The sequence below is a fragment of the Pseudarthrobacter defluvii genome (genome assembly GCF_030816725.1).
GTDB lineage: Bacteria > Actinomycetota > Actinomycetes > Actinomycetales > Micrococcaceae > Arthrobacter > Arthrobacter defluvii_A.
On record NZ_JAUSYG010000001.1, the window covers coordinates 272103 to 294723 of the forward strand.

Annotated in this window: 15 protein-coding genes and 1 pseudogene; 6 read left to right on the plus strand and 10 right to left on the minus strand. The window is 65.6% G+C overall.

Features of this window, described 5'->3' with window-relative positions:
* Window positions 1-21 precede the first annotated feature (21 nt).
* The 3 genes from purM to QF031_RS01185 are packed head-to-tail and all read right to left on the minus strand — an operon-like array spanning window position 22 to window position 3206.
* Window positions 22-1167: a phosphoribosylformylglycinamidine cyclo-ligase gene (gene purM, locus QF031_RS01175; RefSeq protein ID WP_307422965.1), complete on the minus strand. Its 1146-nt coding sequence runs from the start codon at window positions 1165-1167 to the stop codon at window positions 22-24.
* The gene (gene purF, locus QF031_RS01180; protein WP_307422966.1) at window positions 1164-2834 is read right to left on the minus strand and encodes an amidophosphoribosyltransferase; all 1671 of its coding nucleotides are present in this window, start codon (window positions 2832-2834) and stop codon (window positions 1164-1166) included. The genes purM and purF overlap by 4 nt, the downstream gene beginning before the upstream one ends.
* 57 nt (window positions 2835-2891) lie before the next feature.
* Window positions 2892-3206: a hypothetical protein gene (locus tag QF031_RS01185; RefSeq protein ID WP_307422970.1), complete on the minus strand. Its 315-nt coding sequence runs from the start codon at window positions 3204-3206 to the stop codon at window positions 2892-2894.
* Window positions 3207-3527: 321 nt separating this feature from the next.
* Here QF031_RS01185 and QF031_RS01190 point away from each other — a divergent pair, with 321 nt between their 5' ends.
* From QF031_RS01190 to fdhA, 6 genes are all read left to right on the plus strand, one after another.
* Window positions 3528-4634 (plus strand): S-(hydroxymethyl)mycothiol dehydrogenase, encoded by a 1107-nt coding sequence (locus QF031_RS01190; protein ID WP_307422972.1) that lies wholly within the window; start codon window positions 3528-3530, stop codon window positions 4632-4634.
* Window positions 4631-5251, plus strand: coding sequence for an MBL fold metallo-hydrolase (locus tag QF031_RS01195; protein ID WP_307422974.1), 621 nt, complete (start codon window positions 4631-4633; stop codon window positions 5249-5251). The genes QF031_RS01190 and QF031_RS01195 overlap by 4 nt, the downstream gene beginning before the upstream one ends.
* Window positions 5252-5354: 103 nt before the next feature.
* Window positions 5355-7709, plus strand: coding sequence for an FdhF/YdeP family oxidoreductase (locus QF031_RS01200; RefSeq protein ID WP_307422976.1), 2355 nt, complete (start codon window positions 5355-5357; stop codon window positions 7707-7709).
* Window positions 7710-8062: 353 nt separating this feature from the next.
* Window positions 8063-9367 carry an aromatic ring-hydroxylating oxygenase subunit alpha gene (locus QF031_RS01205; protein ID WP_307422980.1) on the plus strand — a complete coding sequence of 435 codons (1305 nt, stop codon included), beginning with the start codon at window positions 8063-8065 and terminating at the stop codon, window positions 9365-9367.
* Window positions 9364-10764 carry a ferredoxin reductase gene (locus tag QF031_RS01210; RefSeq protein ID WP_307422982.1) on the plus strand — a complete coding sequence of 467 codons (1401 nt, stop codon included), beginning with the start codon at window positions 9364-9366 and terminating at the stop codon, window positions 10762-10764. Before QF031_RS01205 ends, QF031_RS01210 begins: the two co-directional genes overlap by 4 nt.
* 130 nt (window positions 10765-10894) lie before the next feature.
* Entirely contained in the window at window positions 10895-12109 is a 1215-nt protein-coding gene (fdhA, locus tag QF031_RS01215; protein ID WP_307422985.1) for a formaldehyde dehydrogenase, glutathione-independent, read from the plus strand.
* A 183-nt stretch (window positions 12110-12292) separates the two neighbouring features.
* Here the strand turns inward: fdhA and QF031_RS01220 are convergent.
* The 7 genes and pseudogenes from QF031_RS01220 to QF031_RS01250 form a co-directional block, all read right to left on the minus strand.
* A pseudogene (locus QF031_RS01220) lies at window positions 12293-14801 on the minus strand (GcvT family protein).
* A gap of 255 nt (window positions 14802-15056) precedes the next feature.
* Window positions 15057-16469, minus strand: a complete 1413-nt coding sequence (locus QF031_RS01225; RefSeq protein WP_307422988.1) for an MFS transporter — start codon at window positions 16467-16469, stop codon at window positions 15057-15059.
* Window positions 16470-16491: 22 nt separating this feature from the next.
* On the minus strand, window positions 16492-16617 hold the full coding sequence (locus QF031_RS01230; RefSeq protein WP_307422991.1) for a hypothetical protein: 126 nt from the start codon (window positions 16615-16617) through the stop codon (window positions 16492-16494).
* Between the two features lie 451 nt (window positions 16618-17068).
* The gene (locus tag QF031_RS01235; protein ID WP_307422994.1) at window positions 17069-18421 is read right to left on the minus strand and encodes a molybdopterin molybdotransferase MoeA; all 1353 of its coding nucleotides are present in this window, start codon (window positions 18419-18421) and stop codon (window positions 17069-17071) included.
* A 156-nt stretch (window positions 18422-18577) separates the two neighbouring features.
* Window positions 18578-19483: a bifunctional 5,10-methylenetetrahydrofolate dehydrogenase/5,10-methenyltetrahydrofolate cyclohydrolase gene (locus tag QF031_RS01240; RefSeq protein WP_307422997.1), complete on the minus strand. Its 906-nt coding sequence runs from the start codon at window positions 19481-19483 to the stop codon at window positions 18578-18580.
* On the minus strand, window positions 19480-20106 hold the full coding sequence (locus QF031_RS01245; RefSeq protein WP_307422999.1) for a cyclodeaminase/cyclohydrolase family protein: 627 nt from the start codon (window positions 20104-20106) through the stop codon (window positions 19480-19482). Before QF031_RS01245 ends, QF031_RS01240 begins: the two co-directional genes overlap by 4 nt.
* A gap of 4 nt (window positions 20107-20110) precedes the next feature.
* The gene (locus QF031_RS01250; RefSeq protein ID WP_307423002.1) at window positions 20111-22603 is read right to left on the minus strand and encodes a GcvT family protein; all 2493 of its coding nucleotides are present in this window, start codon (window positions 22601-22603) and stop codon (window positions 20111-20113) included.
* Window positions 22604-22621 lie beyond the last annotated feature (18 nt).

A 22621-nucleotide genomic window follows, 5' to 3' on the forward strand; every position in this document is an offset into this window, starting at 1 on the left:
CTCAGCACTCGATGGGAGGCTTTAGGCGTAGGAGTTGACCAGGCGGACTGCGCCGCCGTCCACGCCCTTGGCGCCCTGCACGTAGTCGGGCCCGGACTTGTCAATCGCGTCGGAATCAGCAGCAACCGTGCCCATGATCCAGGACGGCAGGCCCCGTTCGTTGAGGCGGGCGACCGCAGCATCCGCTGCTTCGGGGGACACTATTGCCACCATGCCGACGCCGAGGTTCAGGGTGCGCTCCAGGTCGGCCAGCGGCACGTTGCCCAGCTCGGACACCAGCTTGAAGATCGCGGGCAGTTCCCATGTGGCGCGGTCCACCGTGGCCACCAGGCCCTGGGGCAGGACGCGGGCCAGGTTGGCGGCCAGGCCGCCACCGGTCACGTGGCTGAAGCCGTGGACGGCCGCGCCGGCGCTGACCGGGAAGGTGCGGGCCAGATCCAGGCAGTCGGCGGCGTAAACGCGGGTGGGTTCCAGGAGTTCCTCGCCCAGGGTGCGCCCCAGTTCGGAGACCTGCCGGTCCAGGGCCCAGCCGGCGTGGTTGATGACGCGGCGCACCAGGGAGTAACCGTTGGAGTGCAGGCCGGAAGAGGCCATACCGATCACCACGTCGCCGGCACGGACCCGGTCCGGGCCCAGCAGCGCGTCTGCTTCCACGACGCCGGTGGCGGCACCGGCAACGTCATACTCATGCTCGCCCAGCAAGCCTGGGTGCTCCGCGGTCTCGCCGCCCACCAGGGCGGTGCCGGCCACGGAGCAGGCTGCGGCGATGCCGCGGACGATCCCGGCGATGCGCTCGGGAACCACCTTGCCGCAGGCGATGTAGTCGGTCATGTACAGGGGCTCGGCGCCTACCACCACGATGTCGTCCACCACCATGCCCACCAAGTCGAACCCGATGGTGTCGTGGATGTCCATGGCCTGCGCGATAGCGACCTTGGTGCCTACGCCGTCCGTGGAGGTGGCGAGCAGCGGCTTCTTGTAGGTCAGCAGCCTGGAGACGTCGTAGAGGCCGGCGAAGCCGCCCACCCCGCCGATCACCGACGAGTTGTGGGTTGCCTTGACGGCGTCCTTCATGAGCTCGACGGCGCGGTCCCCGGCTTCGACGTCCACGCCCGCGGACGCGTAGGTGATGCCGGCGTTGTCTGCGGCGGTGTTGGCGGAGGTCATACGGAGTCCTTCTTGTCGGCGCTGGTGGCGGCGTGTACGTCGGGCACGAGGTCGGCTTCGGTCAGCAGGTTTTCAAACTCGGAATCCGGTCCGGGATCGCAGCCGGTGGCGCCGGACTTTTCCGCCGGGTCCTCATGGGAATCGACGGAGAGGGCGGCGGTGGAGCCGGGAAGGGCTGATGGCGAGGGCTTCAGGCCGCCCAGGTCGGTACGCTCCAGCAAGTTCTTGCCCAGCTTGTCTGCGTCGGGCAGCTTGATGGGGTATTTGCCCGTGAAGCACGCGGTGCACAGCCGTTCCCGCGGCTGCCGGGTGGCTTCGATCATGCCGTCTTCGGAAATGTAGGCCAGCGAGTCGGCGCCGATGGCCTGCGAGATCTCCTCAATAGTGGCGCCGTTGGCGATCAGCTCGGCGCGGGAGGCGAAGTCGATGCCGTAGAAGCAGGGCCACTGGACGGGCGGGGAGGAGATCTTGACGTGAACGGACGCGGCACCGGCTTCGCGGAGCATCCGGACGATGGCGCGCTGGGTGTTGCCGCGGACGATCGAGTCATCCACCACCACGACGCGCTTGCCGCGGATCACGGACTCCAGGGCGTTGAGCTTGAGCCGGATACCCAGCTGCCGGAGGGTCTGCGAGGGCTGGATGAAGGTGCGGCCCACATAGGAGTTCTTGACGAAGCCGTGTGCGAACGGAATGCCGGATTCCTCGGCGTACCCCACGGCTGCCGGGGTGCCGGATTCGGGCACGGGGATGACGATGTCTGCCGCCTGGGTGTTCTCCCGGGCCAACTGCCGGCCCATCTCCACGCGGGACTCATAGACGGATCGGCCAGCGATGGCGGCATCCGGACGCGCAAGGTAGACATATTCGAAAACGCAGCCGGCCGGCGTCGGCTCCGCGAACCGCTGTGAGCGCACACCGTCCTCGTCAATGGCGATGAACTCGCCCGGCTCAATCTCCCGGATGAAGCTGGCGCCCACCGTGGCCAGTGCGGACTGTTCGGAGGCGACAACCCAGCCGCGCTCCAGGCGGCCCAGGACCAGCGGCCGGATGCCGAAGGTATCACGGGCGGCGTAAAGGGTTCCTTCATCCATGAAGACAAAGCAGAAACCGCCCTTGATCTTGGGCAGGAGTTCGATGGCGGTTTCTTCGAGGGTCTTGCCCGGCTCGCCCTCCAGCAGGGCGGTGACCAGGGCGGTGTCCGAGGTGTTGCCCTGCTTCATTTCGCCGGTGAGCTGGCCACCGGTGCGTTCGGTGATCATGGCGTTCAGCTCGGCCGTGTTGGTCAGGTTGCCGTTGTGCGCCAGGGCGACCGTGCCCGTGGCGGTGGCGCCGAGCGTGGGCTGGGCGTTGGCCCAGTGGCTGGCGCCGGTGGTGGAATAACGGCAGTGGCCCACGGCCAGGTGCCCGGTCAGGGTGTTCAGGGTGGTTTCGTCGAAGACCTGGGACACGAGGCCCATGTCTTTGTAGACGTTGATCCGCTTGCCGTCACTGGTGGCTATGCCAGCCGACTCCTGACCGCGGTGCTGCAGTGCATACAGCCCGTAATAGGTAAGTTTTGCTACCTCTTCACCGGGTGCCCAGACGCCGAAGACGCCGCAAGCGTCCTGGGGGCCTTTTTCGCCGGGGAGAAGATCATGGGAAAGTTTTCCGTCGCCGCGTGCCACTGATCGATTATCGCACGATATGCGGTATGTCTTTTCCGGCCACCGGTTTGTGACCTGCTATCCCTGGGGATCGGTATCGGGCTCCGAATCCGGAACAGCTTCCACCACGGCCCTCTCCTGCCGCTTGACGCTGCGGCGGTCCAGCACCAGCGCCAATGCGGCGCCAAGGATGGCACCTGCAGCAGCGAACATCACCAGGAAGAAACCAAAGACTGCGCCGGGGTCGAAGGTGGCGTCGCCCGGAACCGCATACGCCACCACTGCGGCAGCAACAACGCCCACCAGGGCACCCAGGATCAGGAAAGGAACGTACTTGGGTGCACGGCGCACGGTCACTTCGCGCCGCTCGGCAGGGGTTTCTTCAAAAGCCATGCCATCCAGCCTACCGCCGGAATTTTCGGGCGCGCAGCGGGATGTCGGCTCCGCCGGAAGCCACGCTTCTTGTCCAAGAGACCGCGGCAAGGGATCTGGAGGGGTGCTGCCGCTGGCCTGCAACTGATATATCTATTGACATGGAGTGTGACCACTGCCATATTCTCCATAGGCGCTATGTGCATCTTGTTGTGTAATACGCAATTGTATGCGGCCGCCGAAGTGGCGTGACGTGGTCTCCCGACGTGGCATGTCAGCTAGATTGGCACTTGGTGCCCACTCACCGGATCCGGCCGGATCCAGGAAAGGAACACAAGAACCATGGTCCACAAAGTTCAAGCCGTCGTTGTCCGGGAGAAGAATGCCCCGGTGTCCCTGGAGACCATCCTGGTGCCGGATCCGGGCCCGGGGGAGGCGCTCGTGGACATCCTGACCTGCGGTGTGTGCCACACGGACCTGCACTACAAGCAGGGTGGCATCAACGATGACTTCCCGTTCCTGCTCGGCCACGAGGCCACCGGTGTGGTCAGCGCGGTTGGCCCGGATGTCACGTCCGTAGCGCCCGGGGACCGGGTCATCCTGAACTGGAGGGCCGTCTGCGGCGAGTGCCGCGCCTGTGCCAAGGGCCAGCCGCAGTACTGCTTCAACACCCACAATGCCACCCAGAAGATGACCCTGGAGGACGGCACTGTCCTTTCCCCGGCGCTGGGCATCGGTGCCTTCGCGGAGAAGACGCTGGTCGCCGCCGGGCAGTGCACCAAGGTGGACCCGGACGTCGACGCAGCCGCGGTTGGGCTGCTGGGGTGCGGCATCATGGCCGGCATCGGTGCCGCGATCAACACCGGTGAGGTCAAGCGCGGCGAGTCCGTTGCAGTGATTGGCTGCGGCGGCGTAGGCATCGCCGCGATCGCCGGCGCCAAGCTGGCGGGCGCGACGACGATCATCGCCGTGGACATCGACGACAACAAGATTGAGATGGCCAAGTCCCTCGGCGCCACCCACGGCGTGAACTCCAAGCAGGAGGACGCGGTGGATGCCATCCGGGCCCTCACCGGAGGCCACGGCGCGGACGTGGTGATTGACGCCGTCGGCCGTCCCGAAACCTATAAGCAGGCCTTCTACGCCCGCGATCTCGCAGGCCGCGTAGTCCTGGTGGGCGTCCCCACGCCCGAAATGACGCTGGAACTGCCGCTCCTGGATGTCTTTGGCCGCGGCGGGTCCCTCAAGTCCTCCTGGTACGGCGACTGCCTGCCCTCCCGTGACTTCCCCATGCTCGTCTCGCACTACAAGCAGGGCAACCTGGACCTGGACGCGTTCGTGTCCGAGCGCATCACCATCGACCAGGTGGAGGAGGCCTTCGGCAAAATGCACGAGGGCAAGGTCCTGCGTTCAGTGGTGGAGATCCAGGCTGCAGGGGCGTCCGCATGAGCGTCACCATCGAGAACCTGGTCACCTCGGGCACGTTCTCGCTCGACGGCGGCACCTGGGACGTGGACAACAACGTCTGGATCGTTGGCAACGACGAGGAATGCATCATCATCGACGCGCCCCACGACGCCGCCGCAATCATCAACCAGGTCCGCAGCCGCAAGGTCAAGGCAATCCTGCTCACCCACGCGCACAACGACCACATCGGCGCCGCCCGGGAAGTCGCCGCCGCCCTGGGCGCGCCGATCCTCCTGAACCAGGAGGACCTTGTCCTGTGGGAGCAGGTCTACCCTGACACCAAGCCGGACAGCTACCACTCCGACGGTGACGTCTTCGAAGTGGGCGGGGCAACCCTGAAGGCGATCCACACGCCCGGCCACTCCCCGGGGTCCACCTGCTTCTACTTCGAAAGCGAAGGGACAGTGTTCACCGGGGACACGCTGTTCAATGGCGGCCCGGGTGCCACCGGCCGGTCCTACAGCGACTATCCCACCATTCTGAAGTCCATCCGCGAACGGCTGCTCACGCTGCCGGCCGAAACCGTCGTCCGCACCGGCCACGGCGAGGACACCACCATCAGCGCGGAGCAGGAAACCCTGGCCAAGGTTCCGCAGTAGCGGCAGGAACCAACGCAGTAAGCCAGTGAAAGGCGCGCCGGAAACGTCCGGCGCGCTTTTCACTGCCGATCGGTAAGCATGAGTCGGTAAGAAAGTTGGAACGATGAAGTTCGGCAAGCAGCCTGCCCCCGTCGCGGACATCAACGAGGACAACCTCGAAGTCCACAAGCCCAAGACCGAGGCCGCCGGGGTCAAAGCCGTCATGGTGGCCCTGGAGCGCGCGGTGGCGCAGGCAGGTGTGGCCCGGACGGCACAGTCCCTGCTCCGGCTGAATCAGCGCGGCGGGTTCGACTGCCCGGGCTGCGCGTGGCCGGAGTCGGACAAGAAGCGCAAGACTGCCGAGTTCTGCGAGAACGGTGCCAAGGCCGTGGCCGAGGAGAACACGCTGCGGACCGTGGGCGCGGAGTTCTGGGCCAAGCACTCCATTGCCGAACTCTCAGGGAAGACTGAGTACTGGCTGGGGAACCAGGGCCGGCTCAGTGAACCGATGGTGATCCGGGAGGGCGACACCCACTACTCACCGATTTCCTGGGCTGACGCCTTCGAGCTGATCGGAGAGCACCTCCGGGCGACCACGCCGGACCGCAGCGTCTTCTACACCTCCGGGCGCACGGCGAACGAGACCGCGTTCCTTTACCAGCTGTTCGCGCGGTCACTGGGCACCAACAACCTGCCGGACTGCTCCAATATGTGCCACGAGTCCTCCGGATCGGCGCTGAATCCGACCATCGGCATCGGCAAGGGCACCGTGTCCCTGGATGACATCCACGACTCCGAACTGATCTTCGTGGTGGGCCAAAACCCCGGCACCAACCACCCGCGCATGCTGTCGGCGCTGAAGGAATGCAAGGACAAGGGCGGCAAGGTGGTGGCCGTGAACCCACTGCCCGAGGCCGGACTGTTCAACTTCAAAGACCCCCAGACCATCTCCGGCGTGGTGGGCGGCGGCACCCCGCTCGCCGACGAATACCTGCAGATCAAGGTGGGCGGGGACCTGGCGCTGTTCCAGGCGCTGGGCCACCTGCTCCTGGAGGCTGAGGAACAAAACCCGGGAACCGTCGTCGACCATTCCTTCATTGCCGCGCAGACCGACGGGTTCGACGCCTACCGCGTGGCCCGTGCGCAGCTTGACTGGGACGAGACGGAACGGGCCACCGGCCTGTCCCGGACCCAGATCGAAAAGGTGGCGGGGATGTTGGTGGCGTCCAAGGCCTCCATCTTCTGCTGGGCGCTCGGCGTGACCCAGCAGCCGCACTCCGTGGACACCATCAAGGAGATGGTCAACGTCCTGCTGCTGCAGGGCAACTTTGGCAAGCCCGGCGCCGGCGCCTGCCCCGTCCGGGGACACTCCAACGTGCAGGGCGACCGGACCATGGGCATCTGGGAGAAACCCAAGGAATGGCTCCTCGCAGCGCTGGATACGGAGTTCGGGATCACTTCCCCGCGGCACCACGGCTACGACGCCGTCGAATCCATGGAAGCGTTCGAACGCGATGAGGTGGACGTGTTCGTCTCGATGGGCGGCAATTTCTCGCTTGCCTGCTCGGACACCGAAGCCCTGGAAGCGGGGATGCAGCGGATCGGCCTCACCGTGCACATTTCCACCAAGCCCAACCGCTCGCATGTGGTGCACGGGCGCACGTCCCTGATCCTGCCCACGCTGGGCCGGACGGACAAGGACGACAAGCACCCCAAGGGCGCGCAGTTCCTGTCCGTGGAGGACTCCATGTCCGTGGTCCACTCCACCCAAGGCCGCCTAACGCCGGTCTCCGAGCACCTGCTGGCCGAACCCGTGATCGTGGCCCGGATGGCCGAGGCCACCTTTGGGCCGGAGCACCCCGTGGACTGGCGGGGCATGGCCGAGGACTACGACGTGATCCGCGACCACATCGCCCGCGTCCTGCCTGCCTTCGAGGACTTCAACGCCCGGGTGCGCACCAGGAACGGGTTCGTGCTGCCCAACCCGCCGCGCGACACCCGCTCCTTCGCCACGGACATTGGCCGCGGCCGCTTCACCGTCAGCCCGCTGGAATACCTGACGCCGCCGCCGGGCCACCTGGTCCTGCAGACTATCCGCAGCCACGACCAGTACAACACCACGTTCTACGGCCTGGATGACCGATACCGGGGCATCTCCGACGGCCGCCGCGTGATCCTGATCCATCCGGAGGACCTCGCCGAGGCCGGCTTCCAGGACCGGGAACTCGTGGACGTCATCAGCACCTTCCAGGGCGTTGACCGCAGGGCAGACAAGTTCCGCCTGGTGGCGTACCCCACCGCAAAGGGCTGCGCCGCCGCGTACTTCCCCGAGGCTAACGCCCTGGTCCACAAGGAAAACGTGGCCCGCGTGTCCAACACCCCAGGTTTTAAGGCCATGTTTGTCCGCTTCGAGCCGCACCGGGGTGAGGTGGCGGAGGCCCTGGCGTCTGCAGGGGAGCTGGCAGGGACGCCGGCTTAGCCGCGCTATTACATCCACATCAGAAGGCCCGCGACGGCGGCACACCGGTAGCCCGGTGTGCCGCCGTTCTGATGCTGGTGGGTGGCACTGGTTCTGGGGCGGTACGCCGCTAATCCGACTCTTTTTCGTCATATCAGAAATTGATTGACACCCGAGCGTGGCAGGAGTCACACTGTTGCATATGGTGATTGGTGTTGCGTTGGGTGCTTCCAGTTTTCTTCTGGAGTCATCGCTTCTGTTGCTGATGGACCTCCCCACATTCAGGAACAGAACGTCCTGACACCCCCTGTTGCCCTACCTGCTCCGTAATCACCGCAAATCGCTCACTACCCAGCCCTATCGGGAGGAAACCCATGACTACCTCAGTGAACGCGCCCCTCAGCGCACGCGGAAAGCTCGCGTCAACATTGCCTGCCGAGCAGCTGGCTGAGATTACGGAGTTGTTCGCCCTGCGGCGCACCGGCTACTCCCTCGATGCCCCCTTCTACACCGACCCGACGATCTTCAAGCTCGACATGGAGGCCATCTTCGGCCAGCACTGGATCTTTGCCGGCAGCGTTGCCGAGCTTCCGGAGCCGGGGGACTACATCACGGTGGACTACGGCCCCTACTCCCTGATCGTGCTGCGCACCGACGAAGGTGACGTCAACGTCCTGCACAACGTCTGCCGCCACCGCGGTGCACGTGTCCTGACCGAAGCTGCCGGCTCCACCGGAAACCTGGTCTGCGGCTACCACTCCTGGACCTATTCCCCCGAGGGCAACCTGATCCACGCCTCCGCCCCCGGCGAAGCCAAGTTCGACAAGAACTGCTTTGCCCTCAAGCGCGCCCACAGCCGCGAGGTTGCCGGGCTCATCTTCGTCTGCATCGCAGACGTTCCGCCCGCAGACTTCGACGAAACCGCCAAGATCTTCGAGCCCTACCTCGCACCCCACGACCTGTCCAAGACGAAAATTGCCTACCAGCAGAACATCATCGAAGAGGGCAACTGGAAGCTCGTCATGGAGAACAACCGTGAGTGCTACCACTGCGACGGACACCCGGAACTCGCCTGCTCTCTCTTCCCCACCTGGGGCCTGACCGAGGGCCTGATCCCCACCCACCTCGAGGAAGTATGGGACCGCAACAAGGAAGCACAATCCTCCCTCGAGGAGCGGTGCCGCCGCTACAGCCTGCCCTACGAGGTGGTTGAGGAACTCGACACCCGCATTGCCGGAATCCGCATCTCCCGCGAATCCCTTGACGGAGAAGGCGAATCGTTCTCGGCTGACGGCCGCAGGCTTTCCAAGAAGCTGCTCGGGGACCTGCGGGACTTCCGCCTGGGCCGCTGCTCCATGCACCTGCAGCCCAACAGCTGGTTCCACTTCCTGGGCGACCACGTCATCACGTTCGGCGTCTTCCCCATCAACGAGCACCAGTCCCTGGTCCGCACCACCTGGCTGGTGGCCGACGACGCCGAGGAAGGCGTCGACTACGACCTCGACAAGCTCACCTACACCTGGAAGCAGACCAACATCCAGGACAAGGCATTCGTTGAGCTGTGCCAGCAGGGTGCCGCCAGCCCCGCCTACGAACCCGGCCCCTACATGAAGAGCGAATACCAGGTGGAGGCCTTCATCAACTGGTACGTCCAGCGCGTGCAGGAGCACTTGGCATGATTGACGTCCTCACTGAGACGCCAGTCCAGGAACCACAGCGCATCCGCGGCCTTGAAATGCCGTGGAACCGGGTGATGGGCAGCATCGAAGGACCGGCCAGCGCAGCCAAGGCGCTGGGGCCGTGGCATCCGCAGGAGTTCATGGCCGAATGCGTCGAGACCGTTCCCGAAGCGGGCGGCATGATGACGTTCGTGTTCCGACGCAGCGACGGCGCCCCGCTGGCGTTCCGTCCAGGCCAGTACGTGAACATCGCCTTCCCCGTAAACGGCGAGGACCAGGAACCGGTGGACCGCAGCTACTCGCTGTCCAGTTCGCCCACGGAACCGTGGACCTTCAGCGTCACCGTCAAGCGCGACGCCGGCGGGCTGGTTTCACCCTGGGTGCACCAGAACGTCAGGCCCGGCACCGTCCTGGACATGCTGGGACCCGTGGGGGCGTTCCACCTGCCTGATGCCGACCGGCGCGCCCGGTACCTCTTCCTGGCCGCCGGCGCCGGCATCACGCCCATCATGTCGATGGTGCGGACCATCCACTCCCTGCCGGGAACGGCCGACGTGGTGGTGCTGTACCACGGCGCGGAAGCAGGCGGTTTTGCCTTTCACCGCGAGCTCGCCTACATCGCTTCCGTGGACTCGAGAATCAAGGTCTTTTACGCCCTGGGCGACCGCGGCAGGCCCCAGGACTGGGAAGGCTTCAGCGGACGTCTGACCTCAACAATGATCGATGAGGTGGCGCCCGACGCCAACGGCCGGCAGGTGTACGCCTGCGGACCCGAGGGGTACCTGAACACTGCCACCGAGCTGCTCAGGAACGTGGGCGTCGACGACACCTCCATCTACATGGAGTTCTTTTCCGGCGACCGGCAGACCCTCCTTGAATACCAGGCCGAACTCGCCCTGGCGGCGGACATCGCAGGGGAGATCGCCGAGGACATTGCCGAGTCCGCCGAGGACTACTTTGAAAGCCAGCCTGCGGCGTTCGGGATGTATGAGCCCGGCTACGACGAGGATGGAACCCTGCAGGCCACCGGACTCGCGCTGGAAGCCGCCACCCCGGAGGCCCCCGCCGGCACCCCGGCTGTGGTCCCGGAGGCGCAGACCCCCGACGCCTCAAGCTTCGATACCGTGGGAACGGGCAGCCTGACGCTGTCATTCATGCGCACCGGGATCAATGTGCGGATCGACCCTGAGGAGCACATCCTTGAGGTGGCACAGCGCGCGGGTGTCCGGATCGGCGCCAACTGCAAGGAGGGCATGTGCGGCTCCTGCAAGGTGGTCAAGCTGTCCGGGGAGATCGACATGAACCACCAGGGCGGAATCCGCAAACGGGAAATCGATGCCGGTAAGTTCCTTCCCTGCTGCTCCACAGCGCGCACCGACATGGTGATCGACGCCTAGCCCTTGAAACGGCGGGAGCCGTGCGCCCCCAAGATTCACCGCAAGTGAAAAGTAGGACCACACGGAAGGCCTGAGGCATTTAGCGTCAGGCCTTCTGCTGCAATCGAACGCCAACCAAAGGAGCATGCCCATGTCAGGTAACAAAGCCGTTGCGTACAAGGAGCCCGGAGTCGTCGAGGTCATCGACACCCCGTATCCCTCGTTTGAACTGAAGGCCGGGCCCGGCGTCAATCCCGCCAATATTGGCAGGAAGGTTCCGCATGGCGTCATCCTGCGCACCGTGAGCACCAACATCTGCGGGTCCGACCAGCACATGGTCCGCGGCCGGACCACCGCCCCCGCCGGCCTCGTCCTGGGGCACGAGATCACGGGCGAGGTCATCGAGACCGGGCCCGACGTCGAGTTCATCAAGGTCGGGGACATCGTCTCGGTACCTTTTAACATCTCCTGCGGGCGCTGCCGGAACTGCAAAGAGCGCAAGACCGGGATCTGCCTGAACGTAAACCCGGACCGTCCTGGCTCTGCCTACGGCTATGTCGACATGGGCGGCTGGGTCGGTGGCCAGGCGGAGTACGTCCTGGTTCCGTACGCCGACTGGAACCTCCTGCGCTTCCCCGACCGGGACCAGGCGCTGGAGAAGATCATGGACCTGACCATGCTTTCCGACATCCTCCCCACCGGCTTCCATGGCGCCGTCACGGCTGGCGTCGGCGTTGGATCCACCGTCTATGTGGCCGGTGCCGGACCCGTGGGCCTTGCCGCGGCCGCCAGCGCCCAGCTGCTGGGAGCTGCGGTGGTCATCGTGGGCGACCTGAACGAGGACCGCCTGGCCCGCGCCCGCTCCTTTGGCTGTGAGACCGTCAACGTGGCCAACGGCGACCCCGCCGACCAGATCGAGCAGATCCTCGGCGTCCGGGAAGTCGACTCCGGCATCGACGCGGTCGGTTTCGAGGCCCGCGGACATGGCCACGGCGCCCAGGAAGCACCGGCCACGGTGCTTAACTCGCTGATGGACCTCACCACTGCCGGCGGCTCCGTGGGCATTCCCGGCCTCTACGTCACGGGCGACCCGGGAGCTGCGGACGAGGCCGCCCGGAAGGGAAGCCTCTCCCTGTCACTGGGCACCGGCTGGGCCAAGTCCCTGTCCTTCACCACGGGCCAGTGCCCGGTGATGAAGTACAACCGGCAGCTGATGATGGCGATCTTGCACGACAGGATCCAGATCGCCAAGGCGGTCAATGCTACGGCCATTTCGCTCGACGATGCCCCGCGCGGGTACGCGGAGTTCGACGCCGGTGCCGCCACGAAGTATGTCCTGGACCCGAACGGCTACCTCAACAACTGATGCCTGGTTTCCGTTTGTAAGGAACGGCAAGGTTCAATGGCGGCACCCCGCTCGGTACGGGTGCCGCCATTGTCATGCCGGGACCAATACGGCGGTTCGGAATTGGGGTGTTCGGGGGCAACAAAAAGGTGGTTGGGCCTGCCGGTCTCAAGCAGGCCCAACCACCTGGTTTGGTTGGGGAGGTCAGCCGCGCAGGCGCTCCATGCCGGGGTCCACCAGCGGCTCAGCGCTGACGGTGGCGGCTACGCGCCGGCCGAAGTACTCGATCTCCACGGAGTCCCCGATCTCCACGGCCGGTGGGCAGCCAGGCGTAGGCGATGGGCTTGCGGACGGTGTAGGCGTAGGCCGCGCTGGTGACGTACCCAACGGCTTCCCCGGCCACGAACACCGGTTCCTTGCCCAGCACCACTGACGTGCCGTCGTCGACCGTCAGGCAGCGCAGCGTCTTGGCCGCCGGCTGTTCCTTGCGCACGGCCAAGGCCTCGGCGCCTACGAACCCGGTCTTGTCCTTGGCCACGGAGAAGCCCAGGCCGGCCTGGTACGGGTCGTGCTCGGTGGTCATGTCCGTGCCCCAGAGCCGGTAGCCCTTCTCCAAGCGCATGCTGTTGAAGGCGCCGCGTCCGGCAGCGATGATGCCGTGCTCGCGGCCGGCCTCGAACAGCAGGTCCCACAGCTTCAGTCCGTATTCGGCGGTGGTGTAGAGCTCCCAGCCGAGTTCGCCAACGTAGGAGAGCCGCATCGCGGTGACAGGGATGCCGCCCACCGAGATTTGCTTGGTCCGGAAGTACTTCAGGCCGTCGTTGGTGAGGTCGTCGTCGCTGACCTTGCCAATGACCTCGCGTGCCAGCGGGCCCCACAGGCCGATGCAGCAGGTGCTGCCGGTGATGTCGGTGACGTGCGCCCACTGGGAGGGATCGGCCGCTGACTGCCGGCGGGCCTCCACCCGGAGGTAATCGAAGTCCACGTTGCTGTTAACGCCCAGCTGGAACTCTTCCTCAGCGAGCCTGGCCACGGTCACGTCGCTGCGGATGCCGCCGTCGTCGGCCAGCAGCAGGCAGTACGTCACGGCGCCCGGCTTCTTGGCGATGTTGCCCGTGCTGAGCCGGTGCAGCAGTGACTGGGCGCCGGGGCCGGTGACGGAGAGCCGCTTCAGCGGCGTCATGTCATAAAGTCCGACGGCGGTGCGCGTCTTCCACGCCTCGGCGGCGGAAATGGGGGAGTGGAACATGGCGGACCACTCGTCGCGCTCCGGGGCCTGCCATTCTTCCGGCAGTTCGGCCAGGAGTCTGCGGTTGGCTTCGAACCAGTGCGGGCGCTCCCAGGCGGCGGACTCCAGGAAAAACGCCCCGAGCTCCTTCTGGCGGACGTTGAACGGGCTGACGCGCAGGTCGCGCGGCGATTCGCGTGGCTGCAGCGGGTGCATGACATCGTAGATCTCCACGAAGTTCTGCTGTGAGGTCTCGCTGACGTACGCGTCGGAGGTCTGCACCTTCTCGAACCGGGTCAGCTCGCAGCCGTGCAGGTCGGTTTGCGGCTGGCCGTCGATGATCAGCTCTGCCATGGCCTTGGCGACGCCGGCCGAGTGCGTGACCCAGACGGCCTCGGCCACGAAGAAACCCTCGAGGTCCGGTGTCTCGCCCATGAGCGGGCCGCCGTCCGGGGTGAAGGAGAAGATGCCGTTGAAACCGTCCTGGATTTCGGTGCTGCGCAGTGCCGGCAGCAGGTCCTGGCTGTCCTCCCATGCGGGCACGAAGTCTTCGAGGGTGAAGTCCAGGCGGGAGGGCATGCGGTGGTCGGACATGTCCTCGGCAGGGACCTTCGGCAGTGCCGACATGTCCACGGGCATCGGGCGGTGGGCGTAGCTGCCGATGCCGATGCGGTCGCCCCATTCGCGGTAGTACAGATCCTTGTCCTGGTAGCGCAGGATCGGCTTGCCGGCGCCGTTCGGAAGCTCGTTGACGTTCTCGAGTTCGGCAAGGGGAGTGGTGACGGCGTACTGGTGGGCGAGCGGCAGCAGGGGCACCTCCAGGCCCACCATCCGGCCGAGTTCCCGGCCCCAGAACCCTGCGCAGGACACCACGATGTCAGCCGGGATCACGTCGTCGGACGTCTCGACGCCGGTGACCTTGCCGCCCTCCTGCGCGATGCCGGTGACGGTAGTGGAACCGCGGTAGGTGACGCCGCGTTCGCGCGTGCGCTCGATCAGCAGTTGCACGGCCCGGGCCGCCAATGCGAGTCCGTCGGTGGGGATGAGCAGGCCGCCCAGGACCTCGCGGCCACCGGTGAGCTTGCCGGTGTTCAGCAGCGGGTAGATCTTTTCGCATTCGTCGGCGTCGACGATCCTGCTTTCGACACCCCAGGAGGTCATTACCCCCATCTTGCGCTTGAGGTCGGCCAGGCGCTCGGGAGTGGTTGCCAGCTCCAGGCCGCCCACCTGGTTGAAGCAGGACTGGCCGTCCTTGCCCAGGGCGAGGAGCTTGTTCACGGTGTAGGTCGCGAATTCCGTCATGGTCCTGGACGGATTGTTTTGGAACACGAGGCCCGGGGCGTGGGACGTGGAGCCGCCTGCGAGCTCCAGCGGACCCTGCTCGACGACGGTGATGTCGTTCCAGCCGCGGCTTGCCAGCTCGTCGGCGAGGTTGGTGCCGACGATGCCTGCTCCGATGATGACGACACGGGGTGATGCGCTCATAATGTTGGGTTCTCCTGGTTGGTGCTGGAATCCGCCTGACCGGGTGATGGAGTTTGCTTCGCCATGAGCAACGCGCATCACTATATGCAACAGGGTGTCGCAGCTCACATCGGATGTCAAGGATTTCCTGCTTTGTTGCGAGGGCAGGCAATGCTGTGTCGAAAGGCAGCAAAGAGGCCTCCGCCGCTGGTGCGGCGAAGGCCTCTTTTATGCAGGTCCGGTTATCCGGTGGCGTGTGACCGTGCGGTCCCGGTGTCAGTGGGAGAAGTCTGCTGAGATCTCGGCGAGGGTGCGCCCCTTCGTCTCAGGCGCGAGCCATTGCGAGAGGACTGCGCCGAGTAATGCGACGGCGGCGGCTACGACCATGGTTGCGCCCATGCCGATGTTGGCGATCGCCCATGGCAGGGCGAAGGTGCCGAGTGCGGCTCCGATGCGGCTGAAGGATGCGGCGAAGCCCATGCCGACGCCGCGCAGGTGGCCGGGGAATACCTCGGCCGGATAGACCTGGGTCATCGTGGTGTAGCCGGCATTGAAGTAGGAGAAGGCGAGAAACAGGACGAGCACGAGGATCGCTGGTGCGTTCCCCCATACTCCGATGACCAGCAGGATGCCCGCGCAGAGCCACTGCCCGGGCACAGTGAGGATTCGGCGACCGAGCTTGTCAATCAGAAGTACGCTGGTGACAACGCCCGCGACCGCAAGTGCGGACAGTCCGACTCCACCGGCCCAGCCGCCGCCGAAGCCGAATTGGTTGAGCACCTCGTCGGCGAAGGTCGCGATCGCGAAGTACGGAGTGACCGCGCAGAACCAAAAACCTGCAGTGAAGACAGTGGCGCGCCAGTACTGCCTCGAGAACAGCATTCCGAAGGAGGCGTTCTTGATTTTGGTCCCACTCTCCGCGGCTTGGGCCTCCTGGAGCATCCTCAGATCCATCTCTCCGGTGATGCTGTCGTGCATCTGCGGCGATTCGATATATCGGTGTGCGATCGTGAGTGCTTCCTTGTGCCGACCCTTCGTAATGAGCCAGCTCGGCGATTCGGGGAGGCCTATGCGGGCGAGGAACAGAACGAATGCCAGTATCGTGCTCGTGCCGAGTACTAGGCGCCATGGGGTGCCGGCGTCGTGCAGGAGCGTGCCGATGATGAATGCCGTCATGAAACCGACGTACCAGGCGATCAGGGTCAGCCCGAGCAGCCGCCCGCGGAGCTTGGGCGGGGAGAACTCTGACAGCAGTGGCCCACCAATTGAGTATTCGCCGCCGATCGCGACGCCCATCATGAACCGGATGATGGCCAGCTGGATCACGGCGCCGTCTCCAGAGGTTACGAAGAATTGGGCTCCTGAGGCGAGCAGGAACAGGCCCATGTCCACGAGGAACATTGGCTTGCGTCCGAACTTGTCAGTAGCCCAGCCGGCCAGCGGGGAGCCGACGAAAATACCGGCCAGGGGGCCTGCAGCGATCATGCCCAGCGATAGTGCGTCGAGCTGGAGATCTGACCGCATGGATCCGGTGACGGGGCCGATGATTCCGAGGATGTAACCATCGAGGAACATTCCGCCGATGAAGACCGCGACAAGCCGCACCATGAAGCGGCGTTTGAACTTGGAGCTGGTCTCTTTTGATGTGGAGGTGTCGACGGAGGCCGTCGTCCTGGTCGGATTGATCATTGAGATTCGTTCCCTTCTGGCTTCAGCGCAAAGCGCTGACGGCACCCGAGGGCCGTTTCCTGGACACACAGACTGATTTCGGCGCCGCCCCCAGGTTCCGGCGCTCCGCGCTGCTTTGATCGATGGTGCTGCCACCTTTGATAGTCATAGACAGTTTCCTTTGGTGATCTAGCGCTGCCGCAAGGATGCTGACAACGTTGTGCGGCCGATGGGGGGCCAGGGCCCCTTTCCGGATCGGCCATCATGAATTCGTTCGGCTGTTTCCCAAGGCCATCACGGGGGAGCCGGGGGACTGGAGGAGCATCTCCGGGCGAGTTTCGTTCCGGGATGATCAACAACGTTCGCTTTATGCAACAAAAGCGTGCGCCAGCTCACACTCAATGTCAAGAGTGTTACCCGTGGAAGGCAAAGTACGTAATCCTTTCTGCTGAGTGCTTCGGCGCATGCCGAATGCCCTACCCATGGGGATAGGGAGACCGCCCCGGTTTGTCGTACCCAGCGCCTGGTGACGGGTAAGCAGGGCAAACCTCTGCGTCACGGGATGGTAGCCTCCGGGCGTGGCCGGGCAAGGCGGAAGCGGTGGATCTTCCGGCGTTGGGTCATGCGTGCCATGCGATGCTTCGTCCTTGCGCCCCGGGTGTTCCTGCGGTTTCTGGTTGTGCTGCCCACGGAAGCGGGAGCACGGGAACCGGTCCCCCTGAGTCAACGCCCTGGGGAGGAACGGCCATGACCGCTTCGGCCCAGGCAAGCCCCCGCATCATGCCGGGGCCGGTGTGCCCGACCGGGAATGCAAGGCCGGACAGGAACCGGCAGGGGAGGAGGCGTGTCCTCCCCGTGTCCCCCTCGACGTCGCGGCCGGACATTACAAGCTGCAGCGGAGGCAGCTGCGCGCCCCCAAGCGAAGCGATCAGGGGTGCGCCGAGAGTGAGCAGGGCCATCACGGCTGCAAGGGGATTGCCCGGAAGACCGATCACGAACCGCCCGTCAGGAAGCCTGGCGAGCACGGCCGGATGGCCGGGACGCATCGCTATGCCATCCACGAGCAGCTGTCCGCCCAGGGCACCGACGGCGGCACGGAAATGGTCCGTGCCGGATTTCCCGGTGCCGCCGGTGGTGATGATGACATCAGCATCGCCGGTGGGCAGGACGGGGCTGTCCAAGGCATCCAGCCAGCTGTCAAAGGAGTCACCGATTCTCTGCGGGCTGCCGGCACTGCCACCCAGGAGGGAAACCACGTTTCCGAGCTGCGGGCCAAAGATGTCCCGGACCTGCCCGGGAGCCGGAACCCCCTGCGTCACCACTTCAGCCCCGGTTAATACGACGGCGACAGCGGGCCGGGAGCGGACCTGCACAGCGTCGTGCCCTGCCGCCGCAGCCAGGGCCACATGCGCGGGATTAAGGACAGTGCCGGCAGGAAGGAGGACGTCCCCTGACCGGGCTTCCTGCCCAGATGGACGGACGTGTTGGCCGCTGCGCGGCTCGCCGGCCTTCGCCTCCGGGCGGAGTGTCAGGACGTAGTTGCCGTTGGTGTCCCGTGCAGCCAGGCCGCTATCCTTCCGCAGGACGGCATCGGCACCGTGGGGTACCAGGCCGCCGGTGGCAATCACGGCCGCACTGTTTGCAGGTAAAAATCTGTTGCCCTCACGGGGCAGGGCTATGTGCTGGCCGGGTCCGGCCAACAGCCAGGGGCCGGGTCCGTTCACGGCCCAACCGTCCATCGCGGACGAGGCATAGTGCGGCAGGTCCTGGAGTGCGGTGACGTCCCGGCTCAAGGTCCGCCCAATGGCTTCAGCGAGCGGGACGGCCACGGGCGGGAGCTGATTGGCCGAGCCGAAGGCGACATGGCGCGCCTCGGACCACGGTATGCATCCAGTTTCCGGAACAGGCCCCGGGGCGGGACCCGGCACGGCGGTACTCCTGGAAACGATGGCTGTCGTTCCATTGGCAGGCATCCGGGCCTCCTCCTTGCTAACTCGCCGGCAAGTGCCGGCTACGGGGCCCCGTTTTCCGAAAACGGTGCTTCGATGAGGAATACCTCCCCAGGTCTTAGGCCCACCGAAGCACCTTTTACGAAAAACGGGACACCCGTTGCTGACGCTGTGCCTTTCCTAGCCCGCGGCTTCCAGGACCTGGGCCTCCACGGCTTCGGCCGGCAGCGGCACGGAGGACGATTGCCTGCGTGCGGCCTCCACGGTGTGCAGGAGCAGCAGCGCGGTGGTCACGGAGCCGACGCCGCCGGGAACCGGAGTGAGCGCCGCGGCGGTCCCGGTGACGCTGGCTTCGTCCACATCTCCCACCAGCGAGCCGTCGGCAAGGACGTTCGTGCCGACGTCGACCACTACTGTCCGGGAGGAGACGTGGCTGCCGGTCAGCAGCCCGGCGCGGCCGGCTGCGACCACCACGACGTCGGCATCCTTGGTGTAGCGCTCCAGCGGGCCTGACCTGGAATGGCAGACCGTCACGGCGGCATCGCGTGCCAGCAGGAGGAGGGACAGCGGCTTGCCCACAACGGCGGAGCGGCCCACCACCACCACGTCCTTGCCCGCGACGGGAACCTGGTAGTGGTCGAGGATTTCGATGACGGAGCGGGCGGTAGCGGGAGCAAAGGCCGGCTGACCGACGGCCAGGCGTCCCAGGCTGACCGGATTGGCGCCGTCAATATCCTTGTCCGGGGTGATAAGGCCCACCAGGTTGTCGGTCCGGACCCCTGCCGGCAGCGGGGTTTGCAGGATGATGCCGTTCACGGACGGTTCACCGCTCAGGTCCCGCAGGACGCTGGCCAGCACCGGTTCCGTTGCATCATGGCCCAGGTCGATGGTCCGGCAGGTGACTCCGGCGCGCTCCGCTGCCCGCTCGATGGAACGGACGTACCAGCGCGTTGACTCATCGGCGGTCGCCATGACCACCGCCACGACCGGACGGACGCCGTCCAGTTCAAGCGACCGGACCTGGTCCTGGACCTCCTGTTGGAACAAACCGGCCAAAGGCTTTCCGGAAAGTACTGCGGTGCTCAACCCAGGATCCTTTCGCGAACACGGGCCGAGAGGGCATCTGCCGCCAGGACCACCTTCTCTTCAATGCCGTCCGTCTGTTGGGCAAGCAGCGCGCGTGCCTCCGGATCCTTGATCGCCACGACGTTGATGTCAATGTTGACGCGCGCCGTGGTGGCAGCTGCGCGGGCGGCATCGGCGGCCGCTGCCACGTCACTGATGACATTGGCGTTGGCGACGTCGAACAGCTCGCTGGCAAGGTCAACGATCCCGCCCGACAGCTTGACGAGCTGGGCAGGGGTTTGTGCCGCCTGGATGAGTGCGGACTGGATCCCGGCCGCGCGGGCGGCCTTGAGCTCGTCAGTGTCAGACGGGAGTTTGTAGGACTCGATGACTGCCTGGAAGGCTCGTTCGTCCGCGTCGGCCAGGCTTAGCGCCTCACCGACGAGATCGTCGGCTGCCGTGGTAATCCGGTCCACCAGGGCGGAGTGCCGTTCGTACTTGGCTCCCGTGGTGTACCGCGCCACCATGGCCACCAGGGCTGCGCCCTGGGCCGCGTGCAGGGCCGCAGCGGCACCACCGCCCGGCGTCGGCTGCTTTGCGGCCAACCGGGTGAGGTAGCTGCTGACTGTCTCTGAACTGATCATGGTGCTAGCCGCGCAGCCGGGACATGGTGGGGTCGTACAGCGGGTCCTGGGTCACGGTAGCCACGATCCGGCGGCCGAAGTACTCGATCTCCACGGAGTCACCGATGGAGACCTCGGCGGGCAGGTAGGAGTAGGCGATCGGCTTCTTAACCGTGTAGCCGTAGGCGGCACTGGTAACGTACCCGACTGCCTGGTCCTTGTAGAACACCGGTTCCTTGCCCAGCACCAGGCTGCGGCCGTTGTCGACCGTGAGGCAGCGCAGGCGGCGTCCGGAGTTCTCCTCGGTGCGTCCCTCCAGCGCCGCCTTTCCGACGAAGTTCTCCTTGGCCATCTTCACTGCGAAGCCGAGGCCGGCCTCGAAGGGGTCGTGCTCGGTGGTCATGTCCGTGCCCCAGGAGCGGTAGCCCTTTTCCAGGCGGAGCGAGCTGAACGCGGCACGCCCGGCGGCGATGACGCCGAACGGCTGGCCGGCCTTCCAGAGCGCATCCCAGAGGCGTTGGCCGTTGTCAGCGCTGGTGTACAGTTCCCAGCCCAGTTCGCCGACGTAGGACAGGCGCATGGCGGTGACCGGGACGCCCCCTATGACGACGTTCTTTGACCGGAAGTACTTCAGACCGTCGTTGGTGAAGTCGTCGCTGCTGACCGCTCCGACAACCTCACGGGCCAGCGGGCCCCAGAGGCCGATGCAGCAGGTGCCGCCGGTGGTGTCGCGGACCTGGACCCAGTCTTCGGCGCTGCCGCTTGCTGTCTGGTGCCGGGCCGCCCGATCGAAGTAGGCGGTGTCGATGTTGCCGTTGGCGCCGAGCTGGAAGGTCTGCTCGTCCAGGCGGGCGACGGTGATGTCGCTTCGGACGCCGCCCTGCTCGTCCAGCAGGAGTGTGTAGGTGACGGCTCCGGGCTTTTTGTTCATTTCCGCGGTGGTCAGTTCCTGCAGCAGCTTCAGGGCGCCGGGTCCGGAGATTTCGAGGCGCTTCAGGGGCGTCATGTCGTACATCGCGACGGCGGTACGGGTCTTCCAGGCCTCGGCCGCGGCGATGGGGGAGCTGAACATGCCTGACCAGGCGTCGCGGGCCGGCGGCTGCCATTCGGCAGGCATTTCCTTGAGCAGATCGGCGTTAACCTCGAACCAGTAGGGCCGTTCCCAGCCGGCGCCTTCGAGGAAGTAGCCGCCGAGTTCCCTGTGCCGGGCATGGAAGGGGGACACGCGCAGGTTGCGAGGGGAGAGCTTGGGCTGGAGCGGGTGCAGGACGTCGTAAATCTCCACGAAGTTCTGCTGCGAGGTTTCGCTGACGTACTCGGGGGTCAGCTGGACGTCCTCGAAGCGGTGGATATCGCAGTCGCCCAAATCGATGGAGGACTTGCCATCCACGAGGAGTTCGGCGACGGCGCGGGCGATGCCCGCCGAGTGGGTGACCCAGACGGCTTCGGCGACGAAGAAGCCATCGAGTTCCTTGGACTCTCCCACCAGCGAGCCGCCGTCGGGGGTGAAGGAGAAGATGCCGTTGAAGCCGTCCTCGATCTCGCTTTCGCGCAGGGCCGGCAGGATCTGCTTGGTGGCCTCCCAGGCGGGGAGGAAGTCCTCGAGGGTGAAGTCCAGCCGGGACGGCATGTTGTGCTCGCTGATCTCGTTCGGCTTGAAGCTGCCGAGTTCGTCCAGGTCCACGGGCATGGGCTTGTGGGCGTAGGAGCCAATGCCGTAGCGGTCACCGTGCTCGCGGTAGTAGAGGTCCTGGTCCTGGTGGCGCAGGATGGGCAGCGAAGCGCCGTTGGGCAGCTCGTTCTTGCCCTGCTGCGCCGGGACCGGGGTGGTTTTGACGTACTGGTGGGCCAGCGGGAGCAGCGGGACGGACATGCCGATCAGCTCGCCGACCTTTGCACCCCAGAAGCCGGCGCAGGAGACAACGATGTCTGCCGGGATCACGCCGTCGGGCGTCTGGACACCGGTGACCCGGCGGCCGGACTGCTCGATGCCGGTAACTTCGGTGTTGCCGATGTACTTTACGCCGGCCGCCTCGGTGCGCTTGATCAGCAGCTGGACCGCGCGGGCGGCCAAAGCGAGGCCGTCGCTGGGAACGTGGAGGCCGCCGAGGATGTCCTCGTCGTTGATGAGCGGGTAGAGCTCCTTGCACTCGGCCGGGGAGAGGATGGAGCCCTCAATGCCCCACGCATGGGCGTAGCCGAGCTTGCGCTTCAGGTCCGCCAGGCGGGTCTCGGTGGTGGCAACTTCGAGGCCGCCGACCTGGTTGAAGCAGCTGATTCCGTCCTCAGTCAGGGACAGCAGCTTTTCCACGGTGTACTTGGCGAACAGCGCCATGGACTTGGAAGGGTTGGTCTGGAAGACCAGCCCCGGGGCATGCGAGGTGGATCCTCCGGGCATGTTGAGCGGTCCCTGGTCAAGGACCGTGATGTTGTTCCAGCCCCGCGTGACGAGTTCATCCGCGAGGTTGGTGCCGACGATGCCGGCTCCGATAATGACAATGCGTGGCGACGATTCCAAGGGGGTCTCTCCTGCTGC